The organism is Herpetosiphonaceae bacterium (genome assembly GCA_036374795.1).
GTDB lineage: Bacteria > Chloroflexota > Chloroflexia > Chloroflexales > Kallotenuaceae > LB3-1.
In genome coordinates this window covers 1-23,114 of the sequence record DASUTC010000223.1, presented here as the reverse complement: position 1 = coordinate 23,114, position 23,114 = coordinate 1, and the positions used below count along the sequence as shown (strand labels likewise).

At 64.0% G+C, this 23,114-nt stretch carries 18 protein-coding genes and 1 other RNA gene; 10 read left to right on the top strand and 9 right to left on the bottom strand.

Going from position 1 to position 23,114, the window contains the following annotated elements; all coding sequences use genetic code 11:
- Positions 1-21: 21 nt before the first annotated feature.
- A complete protein-coding gene (gene tdh, locus VFZ66_16940; GenBank protein HEX6290873.1) occupies positions 22-1,077 on the bottom strand; it encodes an L-threonine 3-dehydrogenase in 1,056 nt (351 codons plus the stop codon).
- A gap of 158 nt (positions 1,078-1,235) precedes the next feature.
- Between tdh and ssrA the strand changes: the two genes are divergently transcribed.
- Positions 1,236-1,594: a transfer-messenger RNA gene (gene ssrA / locus VFZ66_16935) on the top strand.
- Positions 1,595-1,728: 134 nt separating this feature from the next.
- Here ssrA and VFZ66_16930 read toward each other — a convergent pair.
- Complete coding sequence (locus VFZ66_16930; protein ID HEX6290872.1) at positions 1,729-3,159, bottom strand: S8 family serine peptidase; 1,431 nt, start codon at positions 3,157-3,159, stop codon at positions 1,729-1,731.
- A gap of 354 nt (positions 3,160-3,513) precedes the next feature.
- On the opposite strand from VFZ66_16930, the gene VFZ66_16925 reads away from it, so the two are divergent.
- Positions 3,514-5,532, top strand: coding sequence for a site-specific DNA-methyltransferase (locus VFZ66_16925; GenBank protein ID HEX6290871.1), 2,019 nt, complete (start codon positions 3,514-3,516; stop codon positions 5,530-5,532).
- Between the two features lie 144 nt (positions 5,533-5,676).
- Here the strand turns inward: VFZ66_16925 and VFZ66_16920 are convergent, their stop codons facing one another.
- A complete protein-coding gene (locus VFZ66_16920) occupies positions 5,677-6,972 on the bottom strand; it encodes a glycosyltransferase (GenBank protein ID HEX6290870.1) in 1,296 nt (431 codons plus the stop codon).
- A 166-nt stretch (positions 6,973-7,138) separates the two neighbouring features.
- Positions 7,139-8,146 carry a Gfo/Idh/MocA family oxidoreductase gene (locus VFZ66_16915; GenBank protein ID HEX6290869.1) on the bottom strand — a complete coding sequence of 336 codons (1,008 nt, stop codon included), beginning with the start codon at positions 8,144-8,146 and terminating at the stop codon, positions 7,139-7,141.
- Between the two features lie 77 nt (positions 8,147-8,223).
- Between VFZ66_16915 and VFZ66_16910 the strand changes: the two genes are divergently transcribed.
- Positions 8,224-9,414 carry a GAF domain-containing sensor histidine kinase gene (locus VFZ66_16910; GenBank protein ID HEX6290868.1) on the top strand — a complete coding sequence of 397 codons (1,191 nt, stop codon included), beginning with the start codon at positions 8,224-8,226 and terminating at the stop codon, positions 9,412-9,414.
- Positions 9,415-9,512: 98 nt separating this feature from the next.
- On the opposite strand, the gene VFZ66_16905 is transcribed toward VFZ66_16910, so the two are convergent.
- The 3 genes from VFZ66_16905 to VFZ66_16895 all read right to left on the bottom strand — a co-directional run bounded on the left by VFZ66_16905 (position 9,513) and on the right by VFZ66_16895 (position 12,619).
- Positions 9,513-10,148: a hypothetical protein gene (locus VFZ66_16905; GenBank protein ID HEX6290867.1), complete on the bottom strand. Its 636-nt coding sequence runs from the start codon at positions 10,146-10,148 to the stop codon at positions 9,513-9,515.
- Positions 10,149-10,314: 166 nt separating this feature from the next.
- The gene (locus tag VFZ66_16900) at positions 10,315-11,190 is read right to left on the bottom strand and encodes a hypothetical protein (protein HEX6290866.1); all 876 of its coding nucleotides are present in this window, start codon (positions 11,188-11,190) and stop codon (positions 10,315-10,317) included.
- Positions 11,191-11,239: 49 nt separating this feature from the next.
- Entirely contained in the window at positions 11,240-12,619 is a 1,380-nt protein-coding gene (locus VFZ66_16895) for a hypothetical protein (GenBank protein HEX6290865.1), read from the bottom strand.
- A 252-nt stretch (positions 12,620-12,871) separates the two neighbouring features.
- Between VFZ66_16895 and VFZ66_16890 the strand changes: the two genes are divergently transcribed.
- Positions 12,872-13,666 carry a Dam family site-specific DNA-(adenine-N6)-methyltransferase gene (locus VFZ66_16890; GenBank protein ID HEX6290864.1) on the top strand — a complete coding sequence of 265 codons (795 nt, stop codon included), beginning with the start codon at positions 12,872-12,874 and terminating at the stop codon, positions 13,664-13,666.
- A 117-nt stretch (positions 13,667-13,783) separates the two neighbouring features.
- Entirely contained in the window at positions 13,784-14,419 is a 636-nt protein-coding gene (locus tag VFZ66_16885; GenBank protein ID HEX6290863.1) for a response regulator transcription factor, read from the top strand.
- A 372-nt stretch (positions 14,420-14,791) separates the two neighbouring features.
- Here the strand turns inward: VFZ66_16885 and VFZ66_16880 are convergent, their stop codons facing one another.
- Positions 14,792-15,595: a hypothetical protein gene (locus VFZ66_16880; GenBank protein HEX6290862.1), complete on the bottom strand. Its 804-nt coding sequence runs from the start codon at positions 15,593-15,595 to the stop codon at positions 14,792-14,794.
- 346 nt (positions 15,596-15,941) lie between these two features.
- Here VFZ66_16880 and tpiA point away from each other — a divergent pair, with 346 nt between their 5' ends.
- From tpiA to alr, 5 genes are all read left to right on the top strand, one after another.
- The gene (gene tpiA, locus VFZ66_16875) at positions 15,942-16,700 is read left to right on the top strand and encodes a triose-phosphate isomerase (protein ID HEX6290861.1); all 759 of its coding nucleotides are present in this window, start codon (positions 15,942-15,944) and stop codon (positions 16,698-16,700) included.
- A gap of 137 nt (positions 16,701-16,837) precedes the next feature.
- Positions 16,838-17,341 (top strand): MgtC/SapB family protein, encoded by a 504-nt coding sequence (locus tag VFZ66_16870; protein ID HEX6290860.1) that lies wholly within the window; start codon positions 16,838-16,840, stop codon positions 17,339-17,341.
- A gap of 31 nt (positions 17,342-17,372) precedes the next feature.
- Positions 17,373-17,912, top strand: coding sequence for a GNAT family N-acetyltransferase (locus VFZ66_16865; protein HEX6290859.1), 540 nt, complete (start codon positions 17,373-17,375; stop codon positions 17,910-17,912).
- Between the two features lie 559 nt (positions 17,913-18,471).
- Positions 18,472-19,530 (top strand): sialidase family protein, encoded by a 1,059-nt coding sequence (locus VFZ66_16860; GenBank protein ID HEX6290858.1) that lies wholly within the window; start codon positions 18,472-18,474, stop codon positions 19,528-19,530.
- A gap of 123 nt (positions 19,531-19,653) precedes the next feature.
- Positions 19,654-22,227 (top strand): alanine racemase, encoded by a 2,574-nt coding sequence (gene alr / locus VFZ66_16855; protein HEX6290857.1) that lies wholly within the window; start codon positions 19,654-19,656, stop codon positions 22,225-22,227.
- 89 nt (positions 22,228-22,316) lie between these two features.
- On the opposite strand, the gene VFZ66_16850 is transcribed toward alr, so the two are convergent.
- Positions 22,317-23,114: hypothetical protein (locus tag VFZ66_16850; protein ID HEX6290856.1), on the bottom strand; the 798-nt coding region annotated here is incomplete at its 5' end.

Genomic DNA, 23,114 nt, shown 5'->3' with positions numbered 1-23,114 from the left:
GCTGCCTCCTGTAAGGATCGATTAGCTCATGCCGTTTGGGAAGAGCGCGACTTTGGCCGCCTCGCCGTCGATCATCATCTCGAATGCCTGCTGGAAATCGTCGAGCGGCATGCGGTGGCTGATGATCGGACGAATATCGACTCGTCCCTCGCCGATCAGCGCGCGCGTCTGATACCACGTCTCGTACATTTTGCGCCCTGAGACGCCGTAGACCGTCGCGCCTTTGAAGACGATATGGTTTGCCAGATCGAAGTTGTCGAGCGGACGGCCCGGCAGGCCAAGCAGCGCGGCGTAGCCGCCGAAGCGCAGGCTTTTGAAGCCCTGGTTGATCGCCGCCACGTTGCCCGACATTTCGAGCAGCACATCGACACCCGCGCCGTCGGTCGCCGCCATGATCTCGCCCACCACATCGCCGCGCGCATCGACGGGATGAGTCGCGCCCATAGTGCGGGCCAGCTCCAGACGGTTCGGATTGACATCGGTGGCGAAGATGCGCCGCGCTCCCGCCGCGTGGGCGATGCCCACCGCGAAGAGGCCGATCGGCCCGCAGCCGGTGATCAGCACCGTTTTGGTCGCCAGATCGGTCGAGAGCGCCGTGTGAACCGCGTTGCCGAACGGCTCCTGGGCGGCGGCGACCGCCGGATCGAGCTGCGGATCGTTGCACCAGGCGTTCGAGGCCGGGATCGCGATATACTCGGCGAAACAGCCGGGCCGGTCCACGCCAATGATCTTGACGTTGCGGCAGATATGCGACTGGCCGGTGCGGCAGGGGTAGCAGTGGCCGCAGATGATATGCGTCTCGCCGGAGACGAAGTCGCCAACCTTGAGGGTAGTAACTTCATCGCCGACGGCGACAATATCGCCGGAAAACTCGTGCCCGAAGACCATCGGCGGGCGGATGCGGCTTTGTGCCCAGGTGTCCCAGCGATAAATATGCAGGTCCGTGCCGCAGATCGTCGTGGCGCGCACTTTAACCAGTACGTCGCGCGGGCCGATCTTGGGCACCGGCACCGTTTGTAGCTCAGCGCCCGCCGCAGCCCGTGCCTTGACCACAGCGCGCATGGTTTCTGGAATCAAGAAAGCGCCTCCTCATCGAAGCGATAGTTGTTTATGAAGCAGCAGTATACGAGCAGCCGCAATGCGCGTCAAGCCAGCGCCCGGCGCGGCCAGGCCCTCGATTTTCGCGGCGCGCACTTGACAATAAGCGGCCCAATCGGTACAATACAAGCGTTCAAGGGGATGTTTGGTTTCGACGGGGAGCTGAGGTCGTCGGTTGCGAGTCGAGCCGCCCAGTCTCGTTAAAGGGGCAACGCCAATAACTGGCAAAACTGCACGAGCGCCTCAAATGGCGCTGGCCGCTTAATATAGTGGCCCGCCCGCCTATCCTCAGCCTGATGGGATAGGCCTGGCGTCAGCAAGTCGGGCTGCTGCAACCGTAATCGCCTGCTAACGGTTGCTTAAGCTAAGCGGGCTGGTTTCCTGAAGCGCCTTGTCTATTGAGCGCTGGAGACGAGACACTAATCAATAGTCTACACTCGTAGATATCGGCGGTCAAACTTTTCGGACGCGGGTTCGAATCCCGCCATCTCCACCACACACCAGCAACCGGAGCCACTGGCTCCGGTTGTTGCTTTTAATTCGTCGCCGGAACACGCCGACGCGCGCGGTACCAAGCTCGTACCGCGCGCGTCGTCTTGGAGCGGCTCGCAGCGCTCAGGCGATCGTCGGCTACTTCGTGCGGGTCTTGAAGGCCCGCTCGACGGCGGCGTAGGCATTGACATAGCCGCTGCCGACCTCCCAGGTCGCATAGCCGCTCATGGGCGTCGCCGTCTCCTGAAGGATCTGCTTGATCTGCGCGGGCGAAAGGCGTGGATTGGCGTCAAGCATCAGCGCGACAACTCCGGCGACATGCGGCGCGGCCATCGACGTGCCGCTCAAGGTGGTGTAGAAGGGCAGATAGGCCGGCTCGATCAGCTTAAGGTCGTCCGGCGTGCCGATGACACCGATCGGCGAGGCCGCGCGAGTCGAGATGATCATCGCGCCCGGTGCGGTCAGCGTCGGGCGATCTTCCCAGGTCCACATCTGGCCGTCGACGGTGAAGCTGCCGCTCTTGCCGCTGATGCCGCGCGATGAGAAGCTGGCAAGCTGGCGCTGCTTATCGCCTGCCGCGACCGCGATGACCCACGGCGCTTTCTTGTAGTTGCCGGTGATCGTGCCTGCGTTCGGGCCGGAGTTGCCCGCCGAGAAGACGACGACGATGCCGCGATCGTAGAGCCGCTTGGTCGCGACGTTGATTGGATCGTTGGGATCGACATCCGTGCCGACATCGCTGGTGGTGCCCCAGGAGTTGGTGATCACGCGAATGCCGTACTGTGTCTGATGCGTCAGCGCGTAGTCGAAGCCGCCGAGCGTATCCAGCAGCAGCAGGCCCGCGCCGGAGCCGTAGCCCACCAGATTCGCGCCGGGCGCGACGCCCTCATGCTTTCCGGCGGACTGTGCCCCGGTGCCGCCGACGATGCCCGCAACGTGCGTGCCGTGGCCGCCGGTCGCATCGGTGTTTGGCACGTTCTCGACGTAGGTGATCGGCAGGAGCGTGCTGTCAAGCGCGTTCAAGTTCGTAGCTGCCTCGACGTTCTGCACCAGATGCGGTCCAAACTGCAGATCGTTATGTGTGCCGTCGATGCCGCTGTCGTTGACCAGCACGGTGACGCCGGAGCCGGTGACAGGCATGCCGCCGTTCTGAAGGATCATATTCCCATCGGTACGTACTCGATCGACCCCGGTTAGCGCTGTCGCCTCGTAGTTGTCGTAGGCCAGCGCATAGTTGAGATCGAGCGAGCGTACCTCGGCGCTTGCCGCCAGCGCGTTGATCTGATCGGTCGTCGCCAGTACTCCGGCGATCGGCAGCGAGCGGAAGGTGATGCCGGTGGCGATGCCGGTCCCGCGCAGCAGATCGATCTGCGCTGCGGTTGGCGCGCTCTCTCCCTGGAACGTGACCACCACTTGCAGCGGCGCGGTCGCGGTGGTCATGGCTGCTCGCAGCCGCTCATCGACGACAGAGCCGGTTTCGGCCTGGGCTACTCCGCCAGCCAGACCCGATACGGCGAACATCAGGGCGAATGCCAGTGCCAGCAGGGATAGCCTACGAACAATCTTCATCGAACGTTTCTCCTTGTGAATGAGCAACCTCAATCCAGTATGTATACCTACCGCCGATCTAAGGCTATGTTGCAGGCTATATCGTCGGAAAACTACAAGATGGATCGTCTCTGTAGTGCGAGTATTATATACACCACTGACGATGGTGTCAAGGGAGATTTGATAGCGATTGCGGTGGTCACGCTTGATGGGTTGGCGTCAACGCGCCTGCTCATGGTACGATCCGCAGGACGATTTCACCGATTGAGCCGAGAGCGGCTGTGGAGGTGCGATGAGCGAAACAACTGCCGAGGGATTGATCGAGATGTCTCCCAAACCCGCGCTTTGATTCTGCACTAGCGGATCGGATACCATATGCCCAATCTGACCGAGGCACAGCGCCAGCAGATCATCGAGCTTTTGCGGCGCGGCATGGATCTGCCCCACGCATACAAAGACCTGCTGTTCCCACCTGCTCGGCAGGAGTGCGCGCTGGTGTACGCGGGCAAAGAGCCACACGCCGCGATCCTGGCGGATTCGGCTACGGCGGAGCTGCGGGAGATTCGCCGCTTCGGCGCGGATACCGCCGACTGGCGTAACCGGCTGATCTTCGGCGACAATATGCAGGCGCTCAAGGCGCTGCTTGGGCTAAAGGCGCAGGGACAGCTTGCCAGCGCCAATGGCTCGCCGGGCGTGAAGCTGGTCTATATCGATCCGCCGTTCGCGACCAGACAGGAGTTTCAGGGAACGCACGAGGAGCGCGCGTATCACGATCGGGTTGCGGGCGTGCAGTTCGTGGAATTTCTGCGTAAGCGGCTGGTGCTGCTCAAGGCGCTGCTCGCCGAGGACGGCGTGCTGTGCGTGCATCTCGATTTTCGCAAGAAGCACTACATCAAGGTGATTCTGGACGAGATCTTCGGCGAGCAGAACTTCCGCAACGAGATCGCGGTCAGCCGCGTCAAGAAGAGTATCCGTGAGCATGAGCGAGTGCGCAAGCTCAACGAGGAGTTTGATACGATCTTGCTCTACGCCAGCGGCGAGGCAGCGACGCTCCGCCCGCCGACACGCCGGGTGGCACGCGAGGCACGCTGGCACGCCTTCGACGCGGCAGGGCTACGTACGGGCATGGACTATGATCTTTTTGGGCACAGGCCGCCGCCGGGTAGGCACTGGATGTACATCAAAGAGCGCGCGGAGCAGATGATCGCAGCGGGTAGGCTCCGGCCTCATCCGCGCACAGGCCGCCCCCAATACCTGATCGCCGCCAGCGCCGAGGATCTGTGTAACAACCTGTGGACCGACATCAGCGCCTATGCGTTCACGGCTGGCTATCCCACGGAAAAGAGCGAGGCGCTGCTTCGCCGCGTGCTGGAGATGGCGAGCCAGCCGGGTGATCTGGTGCTGGATGCGTTCGCGGGCTCCGGCACGACGCTGGCCGTGGCGGAGAAGCTGGGACGGCGCTGGATCGGGGTGGACTGTGGCAAGCTGGCGATCTACACAAGCCAGCGGCGGCTGCTGTCGCTCGATAGCGGCAACGATCCCAACGGCGGGCCGCTCCAAGCCCGGCCCTTCGCGCTGTACAACGCCGGTCTTTACGATTTCGCGCGGCGTCCGCTCCGCTCCTGGGCGCTGTGGCGTCAGCGCGCGCTGGCGCTCTTCGGCTGCCGCGACGCGCCGCATACTATCGGCGATGTGCAGCTCGACGGCTACCGCGATCATGCGTCCGTGCTGCTCTTCGATCACAATCGCCAGGGCGCGCTCCTCGACTACGGCACCATCGACGCGCTGCATCGGCGACTGGGCGCTGCTCTTGACGGTCGCTGCTGGATCATCGCTCCGGCTGCCAGCGTGACGTTTTTGGAAGATACCGTGCAGCGCGATGCCGCACGCTACACGATCTTGCGCGTGCCCTACTCGATCGTCGATGCACTGCACGCGCCGCCCGGCTCATCCGCGCCGCGCCCGATGACAGGTCGAATCGATCGGCGGGTGAACTCGCTGGGCTTTGATCTGATGCGTCCGCCGCAGGTGGCCTGTCGCTACACGATCCGCCAGCGTCCCGGCCAGGTGCGTGAGGCGGATGCAGTGATCGCGATCACCGCATTCGCCAGCGCCACGCCCGCCGGAGCAAGCAATGGCAGCCTGCGCCGCGAAACGCTGTCGCTGGTGCTGGTCGACTACGATTACCCCTACGATCCGCTGCGATCGGGCGTGCAGCCGCCGTGTACGATCGATGCGGTCTTCGATGCCGCGCAGCTCGCGGCGGCGGGCTGGGAGGTGCGGCTGCCATGCGAGGCATTGGGCGCGACGATCATGCTGATCTATGTGGACATCTACGGCAACGAGTACGCCGAGATCAAGGCGCTCGCCGATTTCGAGCAGCTCGGCCCGTAGCGCGATGGGGTGTGAGCGCCGAGGGTCCCGCTGCGGAGTGGTCGCGTGCCGCCCCGCACGCTGGCGAGAAACGGCAGCTTGATCAGCGCCGGTGCCGATCGCCACGATCGCGCTCAACCCTTGTTCTTTGCTCTCCCCCGACAGCTACAGCGCGCACCTTGGAATATGCAGCGGCACGACCGCATGCGCTGGCTTGCGCAGATGCTCGACCGAGCGATACAGCGCGAACACCTGATCGGTGATGCGCGGCCAGGCGTACTGCTGCGCATTCACAATCGCATGAGCGCCCATCTCCTCGCGCAGCCCCTCGTGCAGCACCAGCGCCTCGATGCGGCCCGCGAAGGCGGCGGGATCGTCCCACGGCTCCAGAAAGCCCGACACACCATCCTCGACTGTAAAGGTCAGACCTCCCACCCGCGACGCGACCACGGGCGTGCCGCACGCCTGCGCTTCCAGCGCCACTAGCCCGAAGGACTCGTAGTGCGACGGGACGGCGACCACATCCGCAGCACTGTAGAGCAGCGGCAACTGGCCCTGCGTACGCGATCCGACAAAGCGAACCATGTCGGCGATGCCCAGCTCGTGGACTAGCGCGCGCAGCCGCCGCTCCTCGCCGCCCCACTGATCCTCGTGAGCATGCGCGTCGCCGCCGACGACCACCAGATGCAGCTCGGAGCGCGGCACGAAGGCGCGATCGGCAAGCAGCGCCATCGCGCGGAGCAGCGTATCCAGGCCCTTGAGCGGCTCGATCCGCCCGACGAACGCCACGATCTTCGCGGGCCTGGGCGGGAGGCCCATCCGCTGCCGGGCCTCGGCCTGATCGTGGGGCCGGAACATCGTCGTGTCCACGCCGCACGGAATCACCACCGCGCGCTCGGCCTCGATCCCATAGTGGAACTGCATCTGCGCGCGATCCAGCCTGGTGGCCGCGACGATCACATCGGCCTCGCGCAGCAGCCGCCCCTCGATCGCCACCCGCTCATCAGTCTCGCCCCAGATTGGCGTTGTCGCGATCTGATTTTTCATCGCGCCGAGCGTGTGGAACATATGCACCACTGGCACGCCCCACATCTTGCGCAGCTCGATCGCCGCCACGCCGGAGAGCCAGTAGTGACTGTGGATCAGATCGTAGTGCAGATCTTGCCCATCGGCGAAGCAGCGGATGCGCTGGACGAACTCCGGAATATAGTCGAGCACCCAGTTTTTATCGTAGGGCGCGGCAGGCCCCGTTCGTAAGGTGATCACCCGCGCGTTCGGCCCGACCTCGACGATCTGCGGCTCGCCCCGGCGCTGCGCGCGGGTAAAAATATCGACGGCGGTACCACGGCGGCCTAGCTCGCGCGCCAGCTCGCGCACATAGACATTCATGCCACCGGCCTCTTTGCCGCCAAGCTTTGCCAGAGGGCTGCTGTGAACAGCCAACATTGCCACCCGTTGCACAGAAGATCCTTTCATTCAGCGCTCTGTACTACTTACTTTCTGTAACTAACCTACTAAAGTGTACCATTCTCTCATCGACGACGCTGGCGCAACAGGCTGGCTCCGGCTGGTACGTTGGTTTCAGCTCATAGTTACATCTTTGGCGTGCGGCAGGTGACACTGCCGATCACAACAGCAGCACCGCCGCCTGCTCCGCTGAGTCAAGCGCTCGCAAGATCAGTTCCATGTCCTTATAGGCTTCATCCACGGTCGCCACGATCGGCTGATCTTCACGCAGCGCGGCGGCGAAGTTCAAAAACTCGGCGTAGTAGCCGCCGTCATCGGCCTCGACCGGGATCGTCTCGGCGGGCTGCTCGCGCCGCAGCAGACGCACCTCGCCATCGTGCAGCACCAGCGTCGCCTCCGAGCCGTAGATCGTCAGGTCTAAAAAGGCCGATCGCTCGTCGTGGCAGACGACCGAGTACAGGTAGGAGCCGAGCGCGCCAGATCGAAAGCGCAGATTCATACTGATCGTCGTCGGACCGTTGAGCCGCGAGTAGCCGTACTTGGCAAACGCCTGCACCCACTCGACCTCTCCGGCGACAGTTCGCAGCGCCGCCGCGTGATGCACGCTCGCGTCCAGGATCGGGCCGCCGCGATATTGGCTATCGTGCCGCCAGGGCGTGCTGGCGAAACTGCCGGGCGTGGTCGGATCGACGTAGGAGAGCGCGTGCAGCCGCACCAGCAGCAGATCGCCGAGCGTGCCCTCGTGGACGAGCCGCCGCGCCGCCGCCAGATCGTTGCGGTAGCGAAAGTTCTCGGCGACCAGCGCTGTCACCGGCAGGTGAGCCAGATGCTCTTTGAGCTGTCGGGCCTGCTCCAGATTCGAGCCGAGCGGCTTCTCGATGATCAGATGCTTCCCGGCGCGGGCGGCATCCAGCGCGATCGGCGCGGTCAGATGGATCGGCAGCGACAGCAGCACCGCCTCGACCTCGCTGAGCGCGAGCAGCTCGTGGTAATTGGCGCAGGTGTGCTCCGCGCCGACCAGCGCCGCGATCTCCTGTGCCCTGCTGAGATCGATGTCGGCGACCGCGCCGAATCTGTAGCGGTCGCGGAGCCGCCGCAAGGCGGGCCAGTGCAACTGCTTGACGGCCAGGCCAGCGCCGATGATGCCAAGATTGATCGGTTGGGTCATGCCAGGTATCCTTGCTTGCTCAGGCAATATGGCTCATCGCTCAGAGCATATTGCTCGCTAGTGCTATAATCGATCGTATGACGACCGCAGACTCTCACGCGCTCTTGCAGCGCAACCGCGAGCTATTCATCCTCAACCACATCGCCGAGACGCTCAACCGCACCACCGACATCCAGACGGCGCTCGACGATACGCTTGCCTCGGTGGTGGAGCTGATGGGCCTCCAGACCGGCTGGATTTTTCTGCTGGATGACGCAGGCAAGCTTTATACCGCCGCCTACCATGATCTTCCGCCCGCGCTGGATTATCCCGGCCCGGCCTGGTGCGGTGGGTGCAATTGTAACAGCCTGTTTACATCGGGCGAGCTGCGCACGGCGATCAATATCGTGCAGTGCTCGCGGCTGGCCGAGGTCGAGGGCGATCGGCGGGGGCTGGAGTTTCACGCGAGCGCGCCGCTGCACTCCGAGGACCGCATGCTCGGCATTTTGAATGTTGCCAGTCCCGGCTGGGACGTGTTCACGCCCGACGCGCTGCTGCTGCTCTCGGCGGTTGGCGCGCAGCTTGGCACCGCGATCGAGCGCTCGCGGCTGTCGCAGCAGGCGGTGGTGCTGGCCGCGCTTGAGGAGCGCAACCGGATCGCGCGCGAGATCCACGATACGCTGGCGCAGGGCCTCGCCGCGATCACGCTGCATCTTGAGGCGGCAGAGGCGCTGGCCGAAACCAAGCCGGATGCCGTGCAGCGCAAGATTGCCCAGGCGCTCAGCCTGGCGCGCACCAGCCTGCACGAGGCGCGGCGCTCGGTGCTCGATCTCCGAGCCGCGCCGCTGGAAGGCCACACGCTGCCCGATGCGCTGCGGCTGCTGGCGCAGCAGACCGCCGAGGAGTCCGGCGCTGATCTCACCGTCGAGATCGATCCCGGCATCGGGCGGCTGCCCCCGGCGCTGGAGACGGGCCTGTACCGGATCGCGCAGGAGGCGCTGGCGAATATGCGCAAATACGCGCAGGCAGCCCATGCGACGCTGCGGCTGGAGCGGCTCGACCCAGACCTGCGCCTGACGGTGGACGACGACGGCATCGGGTTCGACCCCGCGCTGGTGACGCCGACTGTACAGAGCGGCTTTGGTATCAAGGGCATGAGCGAGCGAGCGCGCCTTCTGGGCGGGCAGTTCGCGCTGTGCAGCACGCCCGGCACCGGCACGCGCGTCACCGCGACCGTGCCTTACCGCAGCGCGCCCACGAGCGAGGATGATCCCGGCAGTGGGCGATAGGGCAGAATCACGGGGTCGGTTGGGGAACCAGCGGCTCCAAGTTCACCGTTTCAAGTTTCGAGCTTCCTGCCTTTTGTTCGTTGTTTGGTTCTCGGTTCTTAGCTCCTGGCTCTCGCTTTGTGCTTTGTTCGTTCGTCCCCCGGCAGCCGACGCGACAGCAGATAGATCAGCCCCAGCGCGACCGCAATGCTCGCCACCAGCGGCAGCGACGAGGTGGTCGTCGGCGGGGGCGGCGCTGGAATGCGGCTGCGCTCCTCGGCGCTCGTCGCGCGGCGGCGGGCTAGCTCCAGGTTGAGACTTTCCTCGCCCACGCGCATTGCCCAGCGGTGATTAGCCGCGAAGATCGGCTTGAGCAGAAACGAGAACCGGCGCAGCAGCGGCTTGTCGGCGCGAATCTTCCAGTCGTAGACGATGTCGACCCACGGCCCGTCTTGCTCAAAGGTCCAGATACCTCGTCCGCTGAAATCGCCGAGCGCCTGGATCGTAAAGCCTTGCTCGCCGATCTCGGAGACACGTAGCCGCCAGCGCAGCGTGTAGGGCAGCCAGCCCTTGGTGTAGAGCTCGATCTCTTTGCCGAGCCCCTGCTCATCGCCGGGCACGACCTCGGTGACGCTGAGATAGACCGCAGGCCACCAGCGATCTAATCCTCCGGCATCCGCGATAATATCCGTCACTTCCTTGATCGTGCCCTGGACACGCCAGCGCGTGATGAAGTGATAGTCATTGATTGCCATAGGCTGCTCCGCGATCTCCGAGTTCCAAGTTCCAAGTTTCGAGTTCCAAGTTTCGAGTTGCCGTCCCCCGGTTCTTGGTTCTTCCCCTGCTCCTTTGTGCTCTGTTCTCCGTCGGGCGAAGAAGAATGACGTGTGGGGGGCCACCCCACACCCCCGCCGTGTCGGGCTATGCGGCGCTGGCCTGCGCGGGAAGGGTCCCGGTGCTCGCGGTGCGCGCCGACTGTCGCCAGCCGTACAGGCCGACGAGCAGGACGCTCACCAGGAAGACGACGTAGAGCCAGGCCGAGGGTCTGCTCCAGTCGACCACCTGCGGATAGCGGATCAGCCCCAGCAGTTGGAATCCGCCCAGTACGGTATAGCTGATTGTCGCGATATGCACGCGCTGCCAGTCGTTCTCCCAGCTCGAATGGGCGGCGGCGACGCCCAGCGCCAGCAGCCACGCGCCGACCGCGCGACCGGTCAGCGGCGTGAGCGTCCAGGGCCAGAGCGGCGCTGTAGCCTGTGGCGCGAGGAACAAAGCCGCGCCCAGCGGGAGCATCACCAGCGCATGAACGATCAGGATCGCATGAATCCAGCGCGGCAGCGGAGCGGTGCGCGGCGGATCGTCGCCCGGAACGCGCATCTGAAGCACCAGCAGCGAGGCCATCGTCAGCGGCACGATCGCGTAGACCGCTAGCCAGACCCAGGCGGCCACCCGCGTCAGAAGGTTGGGATCACTCAGATGGAAGCGATCGAGGTGCAGCAGCGTGGCGACGAGCGTCAGCGTGGTGAAGATCAGCACGGCGGGCACGGCGATGCGCGCATGTGCCCACAGGCGCTTGCGCGAGGCCATATACTCCATCGCGAAGCTCGCCCAGTAGCCGGCACCCAGAAAAGCCGCCGTCAGCGGTGGCTTGATCGTCCAGGCAAAGTAGCGCTCGGTGTACTCGGTGAGGATGAAGAGCTGGATGCCGACAATAAAGACGAGGCCGCTGGCGATCAGCAGCATCCAGCGCATGCCCTGTGTGACTGGCCTGAGGCCGGATGGTTGTACGGACTTCATGCGTGATACCCCCTGAAGATGGTGATACCTGATGCCGAACCGGCGCCGCCTACGCCGTCTCGTGCTGGCGCTGGGCCGTGCTCAAAACGCCCGGCTGGTAGAAGCGATCGTAAAAATCCGGGTCTGGATGATGCGCCTGGTAGGCCAGGATCGTGCGGAACGGCCCGCTGTTGGCCGGGAAGCGCCCGTAGCGCCGGTACACGTACTCGCAGTAGGCGATCGTCGCGGCGATGGCCTGCTCCGAGGGCGGCGGAACCGCAGCCTGGATCGCCGCGCCATCGCGCCAGGCGGTGGCCGCGCCGCCATCGCGGAACGTGCCGCGCCCCGCTCCGAATTTGTAGTCTACGTAGGCACGTACCGCCTCGGTCATGCTGCGGTAGTAGGGCGGGCAGAACGGCTTGATCAGCACCACGCCGTCGCGCTCTAGCCCGACCGCCGTCGGCACGGGCGTGTCGCGGCGGAGTGCCCTGAGCAGCGCGGCCATCAGCGGGCCTGCGCCGATCGTCCGCGAGAGCGGGATCGGCTCCATCCGAAAGCCGAGCGTCTGCATCCAGATGAAGGGATAGGCCGCGAAGTGCGCGAAGCCGCTCAGCCCCAGCGCCTCGGCCATCAGCGCCAGATTTTGTAAGATCGCGCCCTGCTCCAGCGCCGTAAACTCGTAGAGCCAGGTTTCGGTATAGCTCAGCGTGCCGACACGGCCCAGCCTGGGATCATCGTACAGGTGGCCGCCCCGCGACCGGGCGAAGCGTCCGATGCCCGCCGGACGAAAGCGGTTGCGCTCGTCGACGACGAACGAGGCGAACTCCTCGCCGAAAGCCGCCAGCAAGATGTTGATGTAGAGCGCGCTGTTCTCGTTTACCGGCAGGAAGAGCGTCGTGCCCGGCACATTCGACGACCAGCGGTTGAACGGCGGGACGAAGGGCATCTCGCGCGGCACATCCAGGCGGCGGTCGGCGATGCGCACGCGGTTTTTGAGGTACAGCTCGACCAGCCGGTGCTCGCGGGCCAGCCCGATCAGCGCGCCAATGTCCGCGCGGGCATAGTCCTGCGGTCGCTTGAGCATCCAGACGCCCTGGTCGTTGATCACAAAGACGATCACCGTGTGGATCGAATCGCCGCTGGGCACCGTCCGCCCGACGAAGTGGGTCATGATGTTGCCGCCTCCGGTTTCCGGCTCCGCTCCCGGCTGGTACGGCAGATCGCCCAGCGCATGGCCGGTGATGCCGCAGGCGGCAAAGGCCAGCGCGGCCTCCTCTTCCAGGCTGAGCGGCTGCGTCGGCTGCGCGCTGGTGTAGGCCAGCGGCCCCCCATCCAGTCGCATGCCCTTCGCAAAGCGCCGCGACCGTCGCTCGATCAGCGCGTCGAGCAGCGGGTAGCGCGCCAGGTGCTCGGCTCCGGCATGGGACGGCTGCGAAGATGCGGCTTGCATCGTGCTCCTCCTGATGATCATGCGGACGGCAGCGGCGATTCGGCGGCTGGGAGCGCCTTGCGCGGGTGTCGCGGTGCGCGTAGGCATGGGTGAGCGCAGGATCAAGGAGTGGAATCGCGCGCGTCTGGACCATTATACATCAGACGTTTTGCGAGCATAAGAGGGGATCTAAGCATCAGACCTGGCACAGACATTTGCAAATCTGGTCGGGTAATCTTATACTCGCCTGTAAGGAGAACTCCGTTGCCTGTGATGCATCATTCGTTTGCGGTCGCGCTTACGCCTCCTTTGAAATGGGCCGGCGGCAAGCGGTGGCTGGTCCCAAAGCTACGTTCAATCTGGGCCGGCCACGCGCATCGTCCGCTGGTCGAGCCGTTCGTCGGCGGCATGGCGGTGGCGCTGGGTCTTCAGCCGTCGATCGCGCTGCTCAACGATACGAACCCGCACCTGATCAATTTTTACCGCTGGCTTCAGCGCGGGCTGGTCATCTCGATCGAGATGGCGAACGATCAGGCGCTCTATTACCGGCATCGCCAGCGCTTCAACACGCTGATCCGCGAGGGCGGCGCGGAGACGGCGGAGGCTGCGGCGCTCTTTTATTATCTCAATCGTACGGGCTTCAATGGCCTCTGCCGCTTCAACAATCAGGGCACATTCAACGTGCCTTTTGGCCGGTATAAAACGATCAGGTACACGACCGATTTCAGGCCGTATGTCACGGCGCTGCGCGGCTGGCAGTTCACCGCTCACGATTTCAGCGCTTTGGGTGTCAGCGCCGATGTGTTTATGTACGCCGATCCGCCCTACGATGTCGAGTTTACGGCCTACAGTCCCGGCGGCTTCAACTGGCGCGATCAGGTGCGCTTCGCCGAGTGGCTGTCCCGGCATCCGGGTCCGGTCGTGGCCTCGAACCAGGCGACGGCGCGGGTGCTCGATCTGTACGGCCAGCTTGGCTTCGAGATCGACGTTCTTGAAGCGCCCCGGCTGATCGCATCGAACGGCGATCGGACGCGCGCGCGCGAGATGCTGGCGACGAAGGGCATCTAGGCAAACGGGGTTGTCCGCTTGCGCAGCGGAGGCGGTGATACCAACACGGAAGCATAATAGAGTAGGTTTGATGGTCGTGTGTTGTGCCGTTGGGCAGCATGTTAAGGTAAAGCCTGTATGACGATTCGCATTGTACTCGCCGACGACCACCCGATCGTGCGCGAAGGGCTGGCATCCGTGCTTGAGACGCAGCCCGACTTCGAGGTGGTGGGTCAGGCCAATGATGGCGCTGAGGCCGTCGATCTGGTTTCGGCGCTGAAGCCGGATGTGGTGCTGCTGGATCTGGAAATGCCCAGGCTGGACGGCGTGCAGGCGCTACGCGCGATGCGGGCGGAAAATCCCGGCGTCAGAGCGCTGGTCTTTACCGCCTTCGATACCGACGAGCGCATCATCGGCGCAGTTCAGGCCGGGGCGCGCGGCTACCTGCTTAAGGGCGCGCCACGCGAGGAGCTGTTTGGCGCGATCCGCGTGGTGGCTCAGGGCGGCTCGACGTTGCAGCCCGTGGTCGCGGCCAAGCTGATGGAGCGCATGACCGGCGGGGCCGCGTCGGCGCTGGAGCCGCTGACCGAGCGCGAGCGTGAAGTGTTGCAGTTCTTGGCGCAGGGCCTCCAGAACAAAGAGATCGCGAGCCAGCTACATATCAGCGAGCGGACCGTCAAGTTCCACGTATCGGCGATCCTGGCAAAGCTCGGCGCTGGCAATCGTACCGAGGCCGTACGGATGGCTGTCCAGCACGGCCTGATTCAGCTGTAGATTTCAGCCGCGACAGCGCAGCGGCGGAGCGCCGCAACGCTCCGCCGCTCATGATATGTACACTACGACTATCTGTGCAAGGATCGCCGTGGAAAGACGCAAGAGAGGGATGTGCTAGAAGAACATCGGTAGGTCGACCTCAAAGTACCGATGGGCGATCTCGGCAACAATAAACCCGAACATAAAGCCGATCATCACCGCAAATGCTGGGTACACGATGCACTCCTCTCTGTGATATGCCTGTGTATCAGCAGGAACCGTACCACTTCGGATACCGTACCAGAGCTATCATAACACGGTATGAAGATCCGCGCATCTTTGTGAAAAGTGCTACGATGAGCCGCCAGATTCGCGAGACGGCAACGGGGAGACTCAGACCGTCACATTCACCCACTTGATAAACTGGCGTCCCGTCTCGTCGACATGGATCACCAGTTGCACCAGCAGATGATTGCGCGTGCCGCCGTCGATCTCACACAGCTCAACAGCGCCGCCCCAGCGCGGATCGCCCGCGACATCGATCCACTGGCGCTGATGCGCGTGCGGAAAGCCGTTGCGCTTGAGCCACTCTTCAACGGCGCTGGTTGCATAGATCGAGCGCGGCCCATGGTCGAGGCTGCCTGCTGGCGGCTGGTACGCCGCCACCACCTGCTCGATCGCCTGGGTCAGCGCTGCCCGAAACTCTGCCCGCCGCTGAAAATTGACGCCGAATTGCAGCGCATCGTACTGCTTGGCGGTCAGCTCGATCGCCGCTGGCGCTTCCGGCGGCTGCCCGGTCGCCAGTTGCTCGATCAGCTCACCTCGCGTTATCTTGAGCCCTGGGCCAAACCCACGAGTTGTTTCACCAACGTTCTCGCTTAAGAAGAGTACCGTGCCAATGGTTGGATCTGCTAACATACGTATAATCAAATCGGCGGTGGCGACGGGCCGTAGCTGGGCGTTGGAGCCGTAGCCGTTGCGCTGAGCAAACGAGAGCGCGTCGTCGGGCGAGGGAAAGGCGGCGATCAGCCGTGGCTGGGCAGGCTCGGCGCGCTGCGCTTTCTGCTCTCCGGTGATGCGAAACACATAGTACTGGCTGCGCTGGACACGATCGAGCGTCTGGCGCACGAGCGTCTGCAGGCGCTCCGGGGTTGTGTCGAGCGTTGCCGCAAGCTCATTCAGCGATACATGAGACATATAACCTCTTTTATCGAGCACGATGGGAGATGGGCCTCTGGCTGTCTGTCATGATCCTGAATCATAACAGGCGCAGCCGCTTTGTGCGATGGCGGCTTTTGTGCCTTTGCGGCTGTCTCCGCAGGTAGATCTGGCGTCCCTGGCAGGTGCTATAGGCCACGGCACACCATTTGCAAGATCGTGATCAAGCGATCGACGCTGGCGATGATGCTCACCGAGCGTGTCACACCCTCTGATGCGGAATCAAGGAGCTTGTTCGGGAAACAGCTCATTCCGCATGCTGCCTGCCTGAGCGCCAGCCGATAGGGCTGCGTTATAATAGCCGCCTACGCTAAAGGAGCCATAGATGCGTACTCCACTCATTGCTGGAAACTGGAAGATGTACAAAACAGTTGCCGAGGCGGTTGAGCTGGTCGAGGCGCTGCTGGAGGGCGTTGAGGTCGGCTATGCCGACGATCGGCAGGTCTTGATCTGCCCGCCGTTTACCGTGCTACATCCGATCGCGCCGCTGGTAGCGGAGAGCGCTCTCGCGCTTGGCGGGCAGAATATGTATCCCGCCGATCAGGGCGCGTTTACCGGCGAGATCTCGCCGGTGATGCTGCAGGAGATCGGCTGTACGCATGTGATCCTGGGCCATAGCGAGCGCCGCCAGCTGTTTGGCGAGGACGACGAGCTGATCAGCAAAAAAGTACAGTGCGCGCTCGACCACGCGCTCACGCCGATCCTCTGCATCGGCGAGACGAAGCCGCAGCGCGACGCCGGCCAGGCCGAGACGATCACGCTCGGCCAGTTGCGCGCCGGGCTGGGTGGCCTGGCCGCCGAGCAGGTGCAGCAGATCGTGATCGCCTACGAGCCGGTGTGGGCGATCGGCACCGGCGATACCGCCACGCCCGCCGATGCGCAGGCGATGCACGCGGCGATCCGGGGCGCGCTCGCCAGCCACTATGGCCCGCAGACGGCGGATGCGGTGCGTGTTCTCTACGGCGGCTCGGTCAAGCCCGACAGCATCGACACGCTGATGGCGCAGCCCGACATCGACGGCGCGCTGGTCGGCGGCGCTTCGCTGCAAGCCGAAGGCTTTTTGCGGATCGTCAACTTCCGGTAATACACATCAAGACCTGTATGCGGAATGAAGCGTGCTGCTCCAGCCTGGGTACGAGCGTTCTGTGGAGACGCCCGTCGGCCAACGGCTACCCGCTCCTGCGGCGGGCGTAGGGCTGAGCAGCCGGAAGCAGAAGGTGTATGACGGTCGAGACGCTATTTCAATCAGTCGGCCCGGAGCTCTATATCCTCTTTCAGGCGGTCATCGCGCTGGTGCTGGGCGGCGTGCTCGGCTGGGAGCGCGAGGCGGCGGGGAAGTGGGCCGGGCTGCGCACGCACATGCTGGTCTGTTTGTCGGCGATGCTCTTCGTCAAAGTTGGGCAGCTGCTGATCGACGACTCGCAGCGCACGCTCGATCCGAATACCCTGCGCACCGATCCGGTTCGGATCATCGAGGCGATCGTGGCCGGGATCGCCTTTCTGGGCGCGGGCACGGTCTTTCGCGATCCCGATGCGACCAAGGCGCGCGGCCTGACAACTGCTGCGCTGCTGCTGGTGGTAGCGCCAATCGGCGTGGCGGTGGCGATCGAGCGCTATGTGCTGGCGGTAGGCACGACGCTCTTCGCACTCTTTGTGCTGCGCGTGATGCTCCGGTTTGAAGTTGCGATGGATAGTCCGCGAGATAAAAAGCTTCCTGACGGTTAGGCAGCCCCGAATCTCCGACAAAGGATTGCTTATGGCCCTTCGTTCGCCTCGTGGAAAAGCTTTCGCCGATACGGTTCGCGAATACGTGGATGTTAATCTGCATGTGCTGATTCGGGCTGTGCGGTCCGATGACCTGCCGAAGCTCGAATGGTTCGGCTCGCTGGCGCACTGGCGCGATGTCAACCGCCGCACCTTCAACGATCACCAGGCGGGGCTGCGGCTGATGTTTGTGGCCGATCTCCACGACTTTCCGATCGGCCAGGTGGTGATCGACGTGACATCCCATGAGTATGCATATCTCTACGCGCTGCGGGTGATGGAGCCGTTTCGTGGCCTGGGTGTCGGCACCCAGTTGATCAAAACCGGCGAGCATGTCGCGCGCAGCCACGGATTTCGGCAGCTTCAGCTTGCCGTCGAGAAGAGCAACACCCCGGCGCGACGCCTCTACGAGCGGATCGGCTTTGAGATCTTTACCCAGCGCGTCGATGTGTGGTCGTATATCGATCATCAGGGCCAGACGCATTGGGTCCACGAGGATGTGTACGGCATGCGTAAGCTGCTGCACTCCTGAGATCGGCTATCCACATTTTTCTTCGGTTTATCCACAGCACTACCATCTGTCGTTGTGGATAAACTGGGGATTGTGTGGGAAAAGTTGTGATTAACCTGTTGCTGTCGCAGGCTTACGCCCGTCGAACGCTTGCGCATCCTTAGTATTTACTCAGCTTTGTCTCAACGCTTTCTCAAGTTCGAGCGATAAGATACACATGCGAACCAGGACGGACCGACGATGGGCTGGACACCCCATCCTCCAAGCTACAGCCGCCGCACGATTGGACACCGTGCGGCGGCTGTGGTTTAACTCGCAGATTTTTTGTTACAATATCCTCTAAGGCTCAGCCCAACGACCCGCTTGCTGGTCGGCTTGTCGCCCTCACCGTGTCTGCGATGACTCACGCTGTGGCTGGTCGTTACCGCTAGCCCGCCACACTCGCCGCCTATCCGTGTAGCTCAAGCCTGTCGTGGCTGTTCTTGCCCGTGCCGAGATCAACCTTCAGCAGCGCCCTTGCGCGTGGTGCTGGCCGGGCTGTCCCTCTCATCAGCTCATTGGATCAAAGGAGTTACTCCATATGCGAAAGCGAATCCGCGTCGCCCTCTGCGCGATCCTGTTTAGCCTTGCGACTATCTCGCTGGCGCTGGGCGCTGCGTTCGTCGGCCCGGTCTATGATAGTCCTAACATGGATTACCAGCCGTCGATTATTCGGGTGCAGCCCAGCGGTCAACTGATGATCGTTTTCGAGCGGCAGGTGACACAGTCCAACTACGATCAGTATGTGACCACCTCCAGCGATGGTGGTACGACCTGGACGACGCCCCAGGCGATCCTCAGCAGCGCCAGCAACGAGCGCCACCCCGCGCTGATCCAGCTTGGCCCGTCGTCGCTCGCGCTCTTCTATCTCTCGAATGAGACGGGCGGCTACCGTATCCACCGCGCCACCTCCGCAGATGGTAGCACCTGGACGCCGCAGGGCGCGCTCAATCTCGGCTGGGCCACAGGAGGAGATCTGAACCCGGCAGTGATTCGCGAGGCCGACGGCACGCTGACGATGACCTACCAGCGGAGCGGCGTGAGCTACATCGCGCGCTCGTCCGATGGCGGCGTTACCTGGGACACGCTCAGGACTCAGGTCAGCACGGCTGGCGGCGCGTTGCCGCGCATCGCCAGGCGCGAGAGCGACGGCACCTATCTGGTCACGTATCAGGTCAACCCCGGCACCAACGTTCTGCAAATGTATGCCAAGGTGTCTAACGATCCCTACACCTGGAGCGGCGCTGAGATCCCGTTTTCGATCGACGCGAACAGCCACGACTCGCAGCCGATTGTGCTGGAGGATGGCACGTTTGTCACGTTCTACATTCAGCAGACGGCGAGCGCGCCCTTCAACATCTACTATCGCATCAGCCAGGACGGCATTAACTGGGGGCCGAAGGTGCGCGTGACCAGCGATCGCAAGTACTACAACCTGCAACCGCATCCGCTGCTTCAGGGCACGCCCGGCCACGTTATGCTGGTCTGGTCGCACCAGGAGAGCGCGACGGCCTATCAGGATCATGACATCTGGATCAACACCGACCTGACGCTCTCGCTCAGCACGAGCTTGCTGCCGCTGGTGCAGACCGGCAATTGATCGTCGGCGGTTATTGCAATCATTAGCAAGCCGGAGTAGGCGGCGGGATTCAGACGAATCCTGCCGCTCGTCTTTTGGTCGCGGCGCTGGCTCCGAGGCAGCAGCCTTGCTATAATCCGCCGCATGATTCAGCTTGAAGATCTGCTTGCGACAACTGGCGGTGTGCTGAGCGGCTTGCCGACCGCGCGGGAGTTTGCCGATTTTTGCTACGACTCGCGCCTGGCTGCGTCGGGCCAGCTTTTTCTGGCGGTCAAGACCGAGCGCCGCGACGGCCATGCCTTTATCGCGGATGCCGTGCGCGGCGGCTGTACCGGCGTGCTCTGCGAGCGTCCGCCCGCCGACTGTTCCGGCGTCACGGTGATCGTCGTGGATGATGTGCGGCTGGCGATCCAGCAGTGGGCCAGCGCAATGCTCCGGCGCTATCACCCGACGACCATCGGCGTGACGGGCAGCGTCGGCAAGACCAGCACCAGGCGCGCAATCGCCACGCTGCTGGCGGGACTCGCCCCAACGTTTGCGTCGCGCCGATCGTTTAACTCGCTGTTTGGCCTGCCGATCGCGCTGGGCCGCCTGGAGCCGCATCATCGCTTCGCGGTGCTGGAGATGGGCCTCGACCGATTCGGCGAGATGCGGCGGCTGACTGAGCTATTCCCGCCCCGGTTCGCGGTGGTGACGAACGTCGCGCCGACGCATCTGCACTATCTGCGCGATGAGGAGCATATCGCGGCGGAAAAAGCGGCGCTGGTCAGGGCGCTGCCGCCCGACGGCACTGCGATCTTGAACGCCGACGATCCGCGCGTGGCGGCGATGGCGGACCAGCATCCAGCGGGCGCGGCGGGCCGTGTTGTCCGCTACGGTCTTGCCGCGTCTGCATCCCACGCCGACCATATCGATCTGCTGGCGACGAACATCGATGTCTCGCTGGATGGCACGCGCTTCGATCTGCTGGTCGACGGCGATCGCTACGCTGCATCGTTGCCGCTGGTTGGGCGGCATCATGTCTATACCGCGCTGGCCGCGCTGGCTCTGGCGCGTGAGTGTGGCCTGGCGCTCAGCGCGGCGATCGAGCGGCTCAGGCTGATCGAGCGGCAGGCGGGGCGGCTTAATCCGCTGCCGGGCTACAACGGCTGCACGCTGCTCGACGATACCTACAACGCATCGCCCGCCTCGATGCACGCGGCGCTGGAAACCCTGGCCGCGCTCGCGCCACGCGGCACGCGCCGACGCATCGCGGTGCTGGGCGATATGCTGGAGCTGGGCGATGCCGCCGTAGCGCTGCACCAGGAGGTTGGTACACACGCGGTGCAGGTTGCCGATGTGGTGATCGCCAAAGGCGACCTCGCGGCCAATATGGTCGTGCAGGCGCTCGAAAACGGCGGCGATGCCACGCCTGAGATGATTGTCACCCATGCGGCGGCGGACGCGATCGAAGCCGTGCGGCAGCGGGTGCAGTTCGGCGACATCGTGCTGGTCAAAGGCTCAGCCGAAGCGCGCATGGAGGCGGTCGTCGCGGGCCTGATCGCGCCGCGCGTTGATACGGCGGCGCTGGTGCGGCAGGAGCGCTCGTTCGACCATCTGCGCATCGCGTCGCCCGACCGCCCGACATGGCTGGAGATCGATCTGGATGCGATTGCCGACAACACCCGGCGCATCCAGGCGATCGTCGGGCCACACGTGCGGCTGATGACGACGCTCAAGGCGGATGCCTACGGTCACGGCGCGGTGCGCGTGGCGCGTACCGTCGTGCAGCAGGGCGTCTTTGCGCTGGCCGTCGCGACGCTGGGCGAGGCGGTTGTGCTGCGTGAGGCGGCGATCACCGCGCCGATCTTGATTCTGGGCTACACGCCGCCCTGGCAGGTGCGCGAGGCGCTGCGCCACGGTGTGCGCCTGACGGTGTTCGATACCGATGTGGCGCGCGAGATCAGCGCGGCGGCGCAGGAGCTACAGGTTCCGGCGATCGTTCATGTCAAGGTCGATACCGGCATGGCGCGGCTGGGCTTGCAGCCGCCGGAGGTGCTGCCGTTCCTGCACTATCTGCGCGAGCTGCCAGGCATCACCGTCGAGGGACTGTTTACGCACTTCGCCACCGCCGACAGCGCCGACGAGCGCTTTGCCCGCGAGCAGCTTCGGCGCTTCGATGCGATGCTGCGGACGATCGAGGCGGAGAGCCTGCGACCGCCGCTGGTTCATGCCGCCAACAGCGCCGCGATTCTGCGCTTTCCTGCCGCGCACTACGATCTGGTGCGGCCTGGGCTGGCGCTCTACGGACTCTCGCCCTCGGCTGAGACGCCGATATCGTCTGGCTTTCGGCCCGCGCTGAGCTTCAAGACTGAGATCGCGCAGGTGAAGACGCTCCCGCCCGGATCGCCCGTCTCGTATGGCGGCGCGTTCGTAACCCAGCGTGTATCGCGCATCGCGACGATCCCGGTGGGCTATGCCGATGGCTTTCGGCGCTCGCCAAGCTGGCGCTGCGTTTTGCTCCACGGCCAGCGCGTCCCGGTGGTTGGGCGCGTGGCGATGGATTATGCCATGCTTGACGTAACGGACGTTCCCGGCGTGTGCAGCGGCGATGAGGTGGTGCTGATCGGGCGGCAGGGCGCGGAATGTATCAGCGTCGAGGAGGTAGCCGATTGGCTTGGCACGATCAACTACGAGGTGATCGCGACGATCCTGCCGCGCGTGCCCAGGATGGTGTAGGATGTGTTGTGAGGGAGCTATTCATTGCTGCCTTGGGTACGCCACCGATGGATCATAAAGAGTCGTGATGGATTAGGTTTTGGGCCGTCTCACCGACACGAGCCGTTCTCGACCAGCGCGCAGCGGTTGAAGAGCAGTTGTCCGATCTTCTCTCCGGCCTGGCCCGGCACCGCCAGTTGATTGCGCAGCATGCCATCCCAAACCAGCCCGCGCCGCAGCTCCTTGTTGGTCACGGTCCACTGCGCGATCAGCCCCACGTTCCACACGATCAGCAGCACACCCAGCGCAGCCCACACGCCGCGCGGCATCTGGACGCGATCGAGCAGCAGCGCGACGCCCAGCACAAACAGCGGCGTCGCCTCGATCAGCCGTCGGAAGCCGAACGCGCTGCTGAGATGCCAGGTCGTGCCGAAGCTGCCGTTGACCCACACCTGCGCGAAGAAGGCCACCAGGCAGACGATCGCCAGCCAGCGGTCACGGCGGAAGAGCAGCAGCAGACCGCCCAGCCCGACAGCCCACACCGGCGCCCACAGAAACGCGCCGTGGGCGAACCAGCGGCCTGTCACCGGGCTAGGCCGCGCATCGACCAGCGTATCCCAGAAGTGGGCGCTGCCGAGCAGCCCATGCGCGTACGGGTCGCTCGTCTCGTGCTTCAGCTTTTCGAGCACAATCTGCGAGGGTCCGAGACGCCCGTTCAGGCTAAGGTAGGTGATAAGCTGCGGCGTGAGCGTCAGCGCAAAGACGAGCAAAAAGAGGCTGTGCTGCACCAGGTTGCGCCGTACCGACGCCCAGCGGCCAGCGCGTAGATCCCGCCAGTAGTGTGTCAGCGCTTCGAGCGCGGGCAGCAGCAGGAACAGCCCAAGCTGCTCGCGGGTCAGCACCATTAG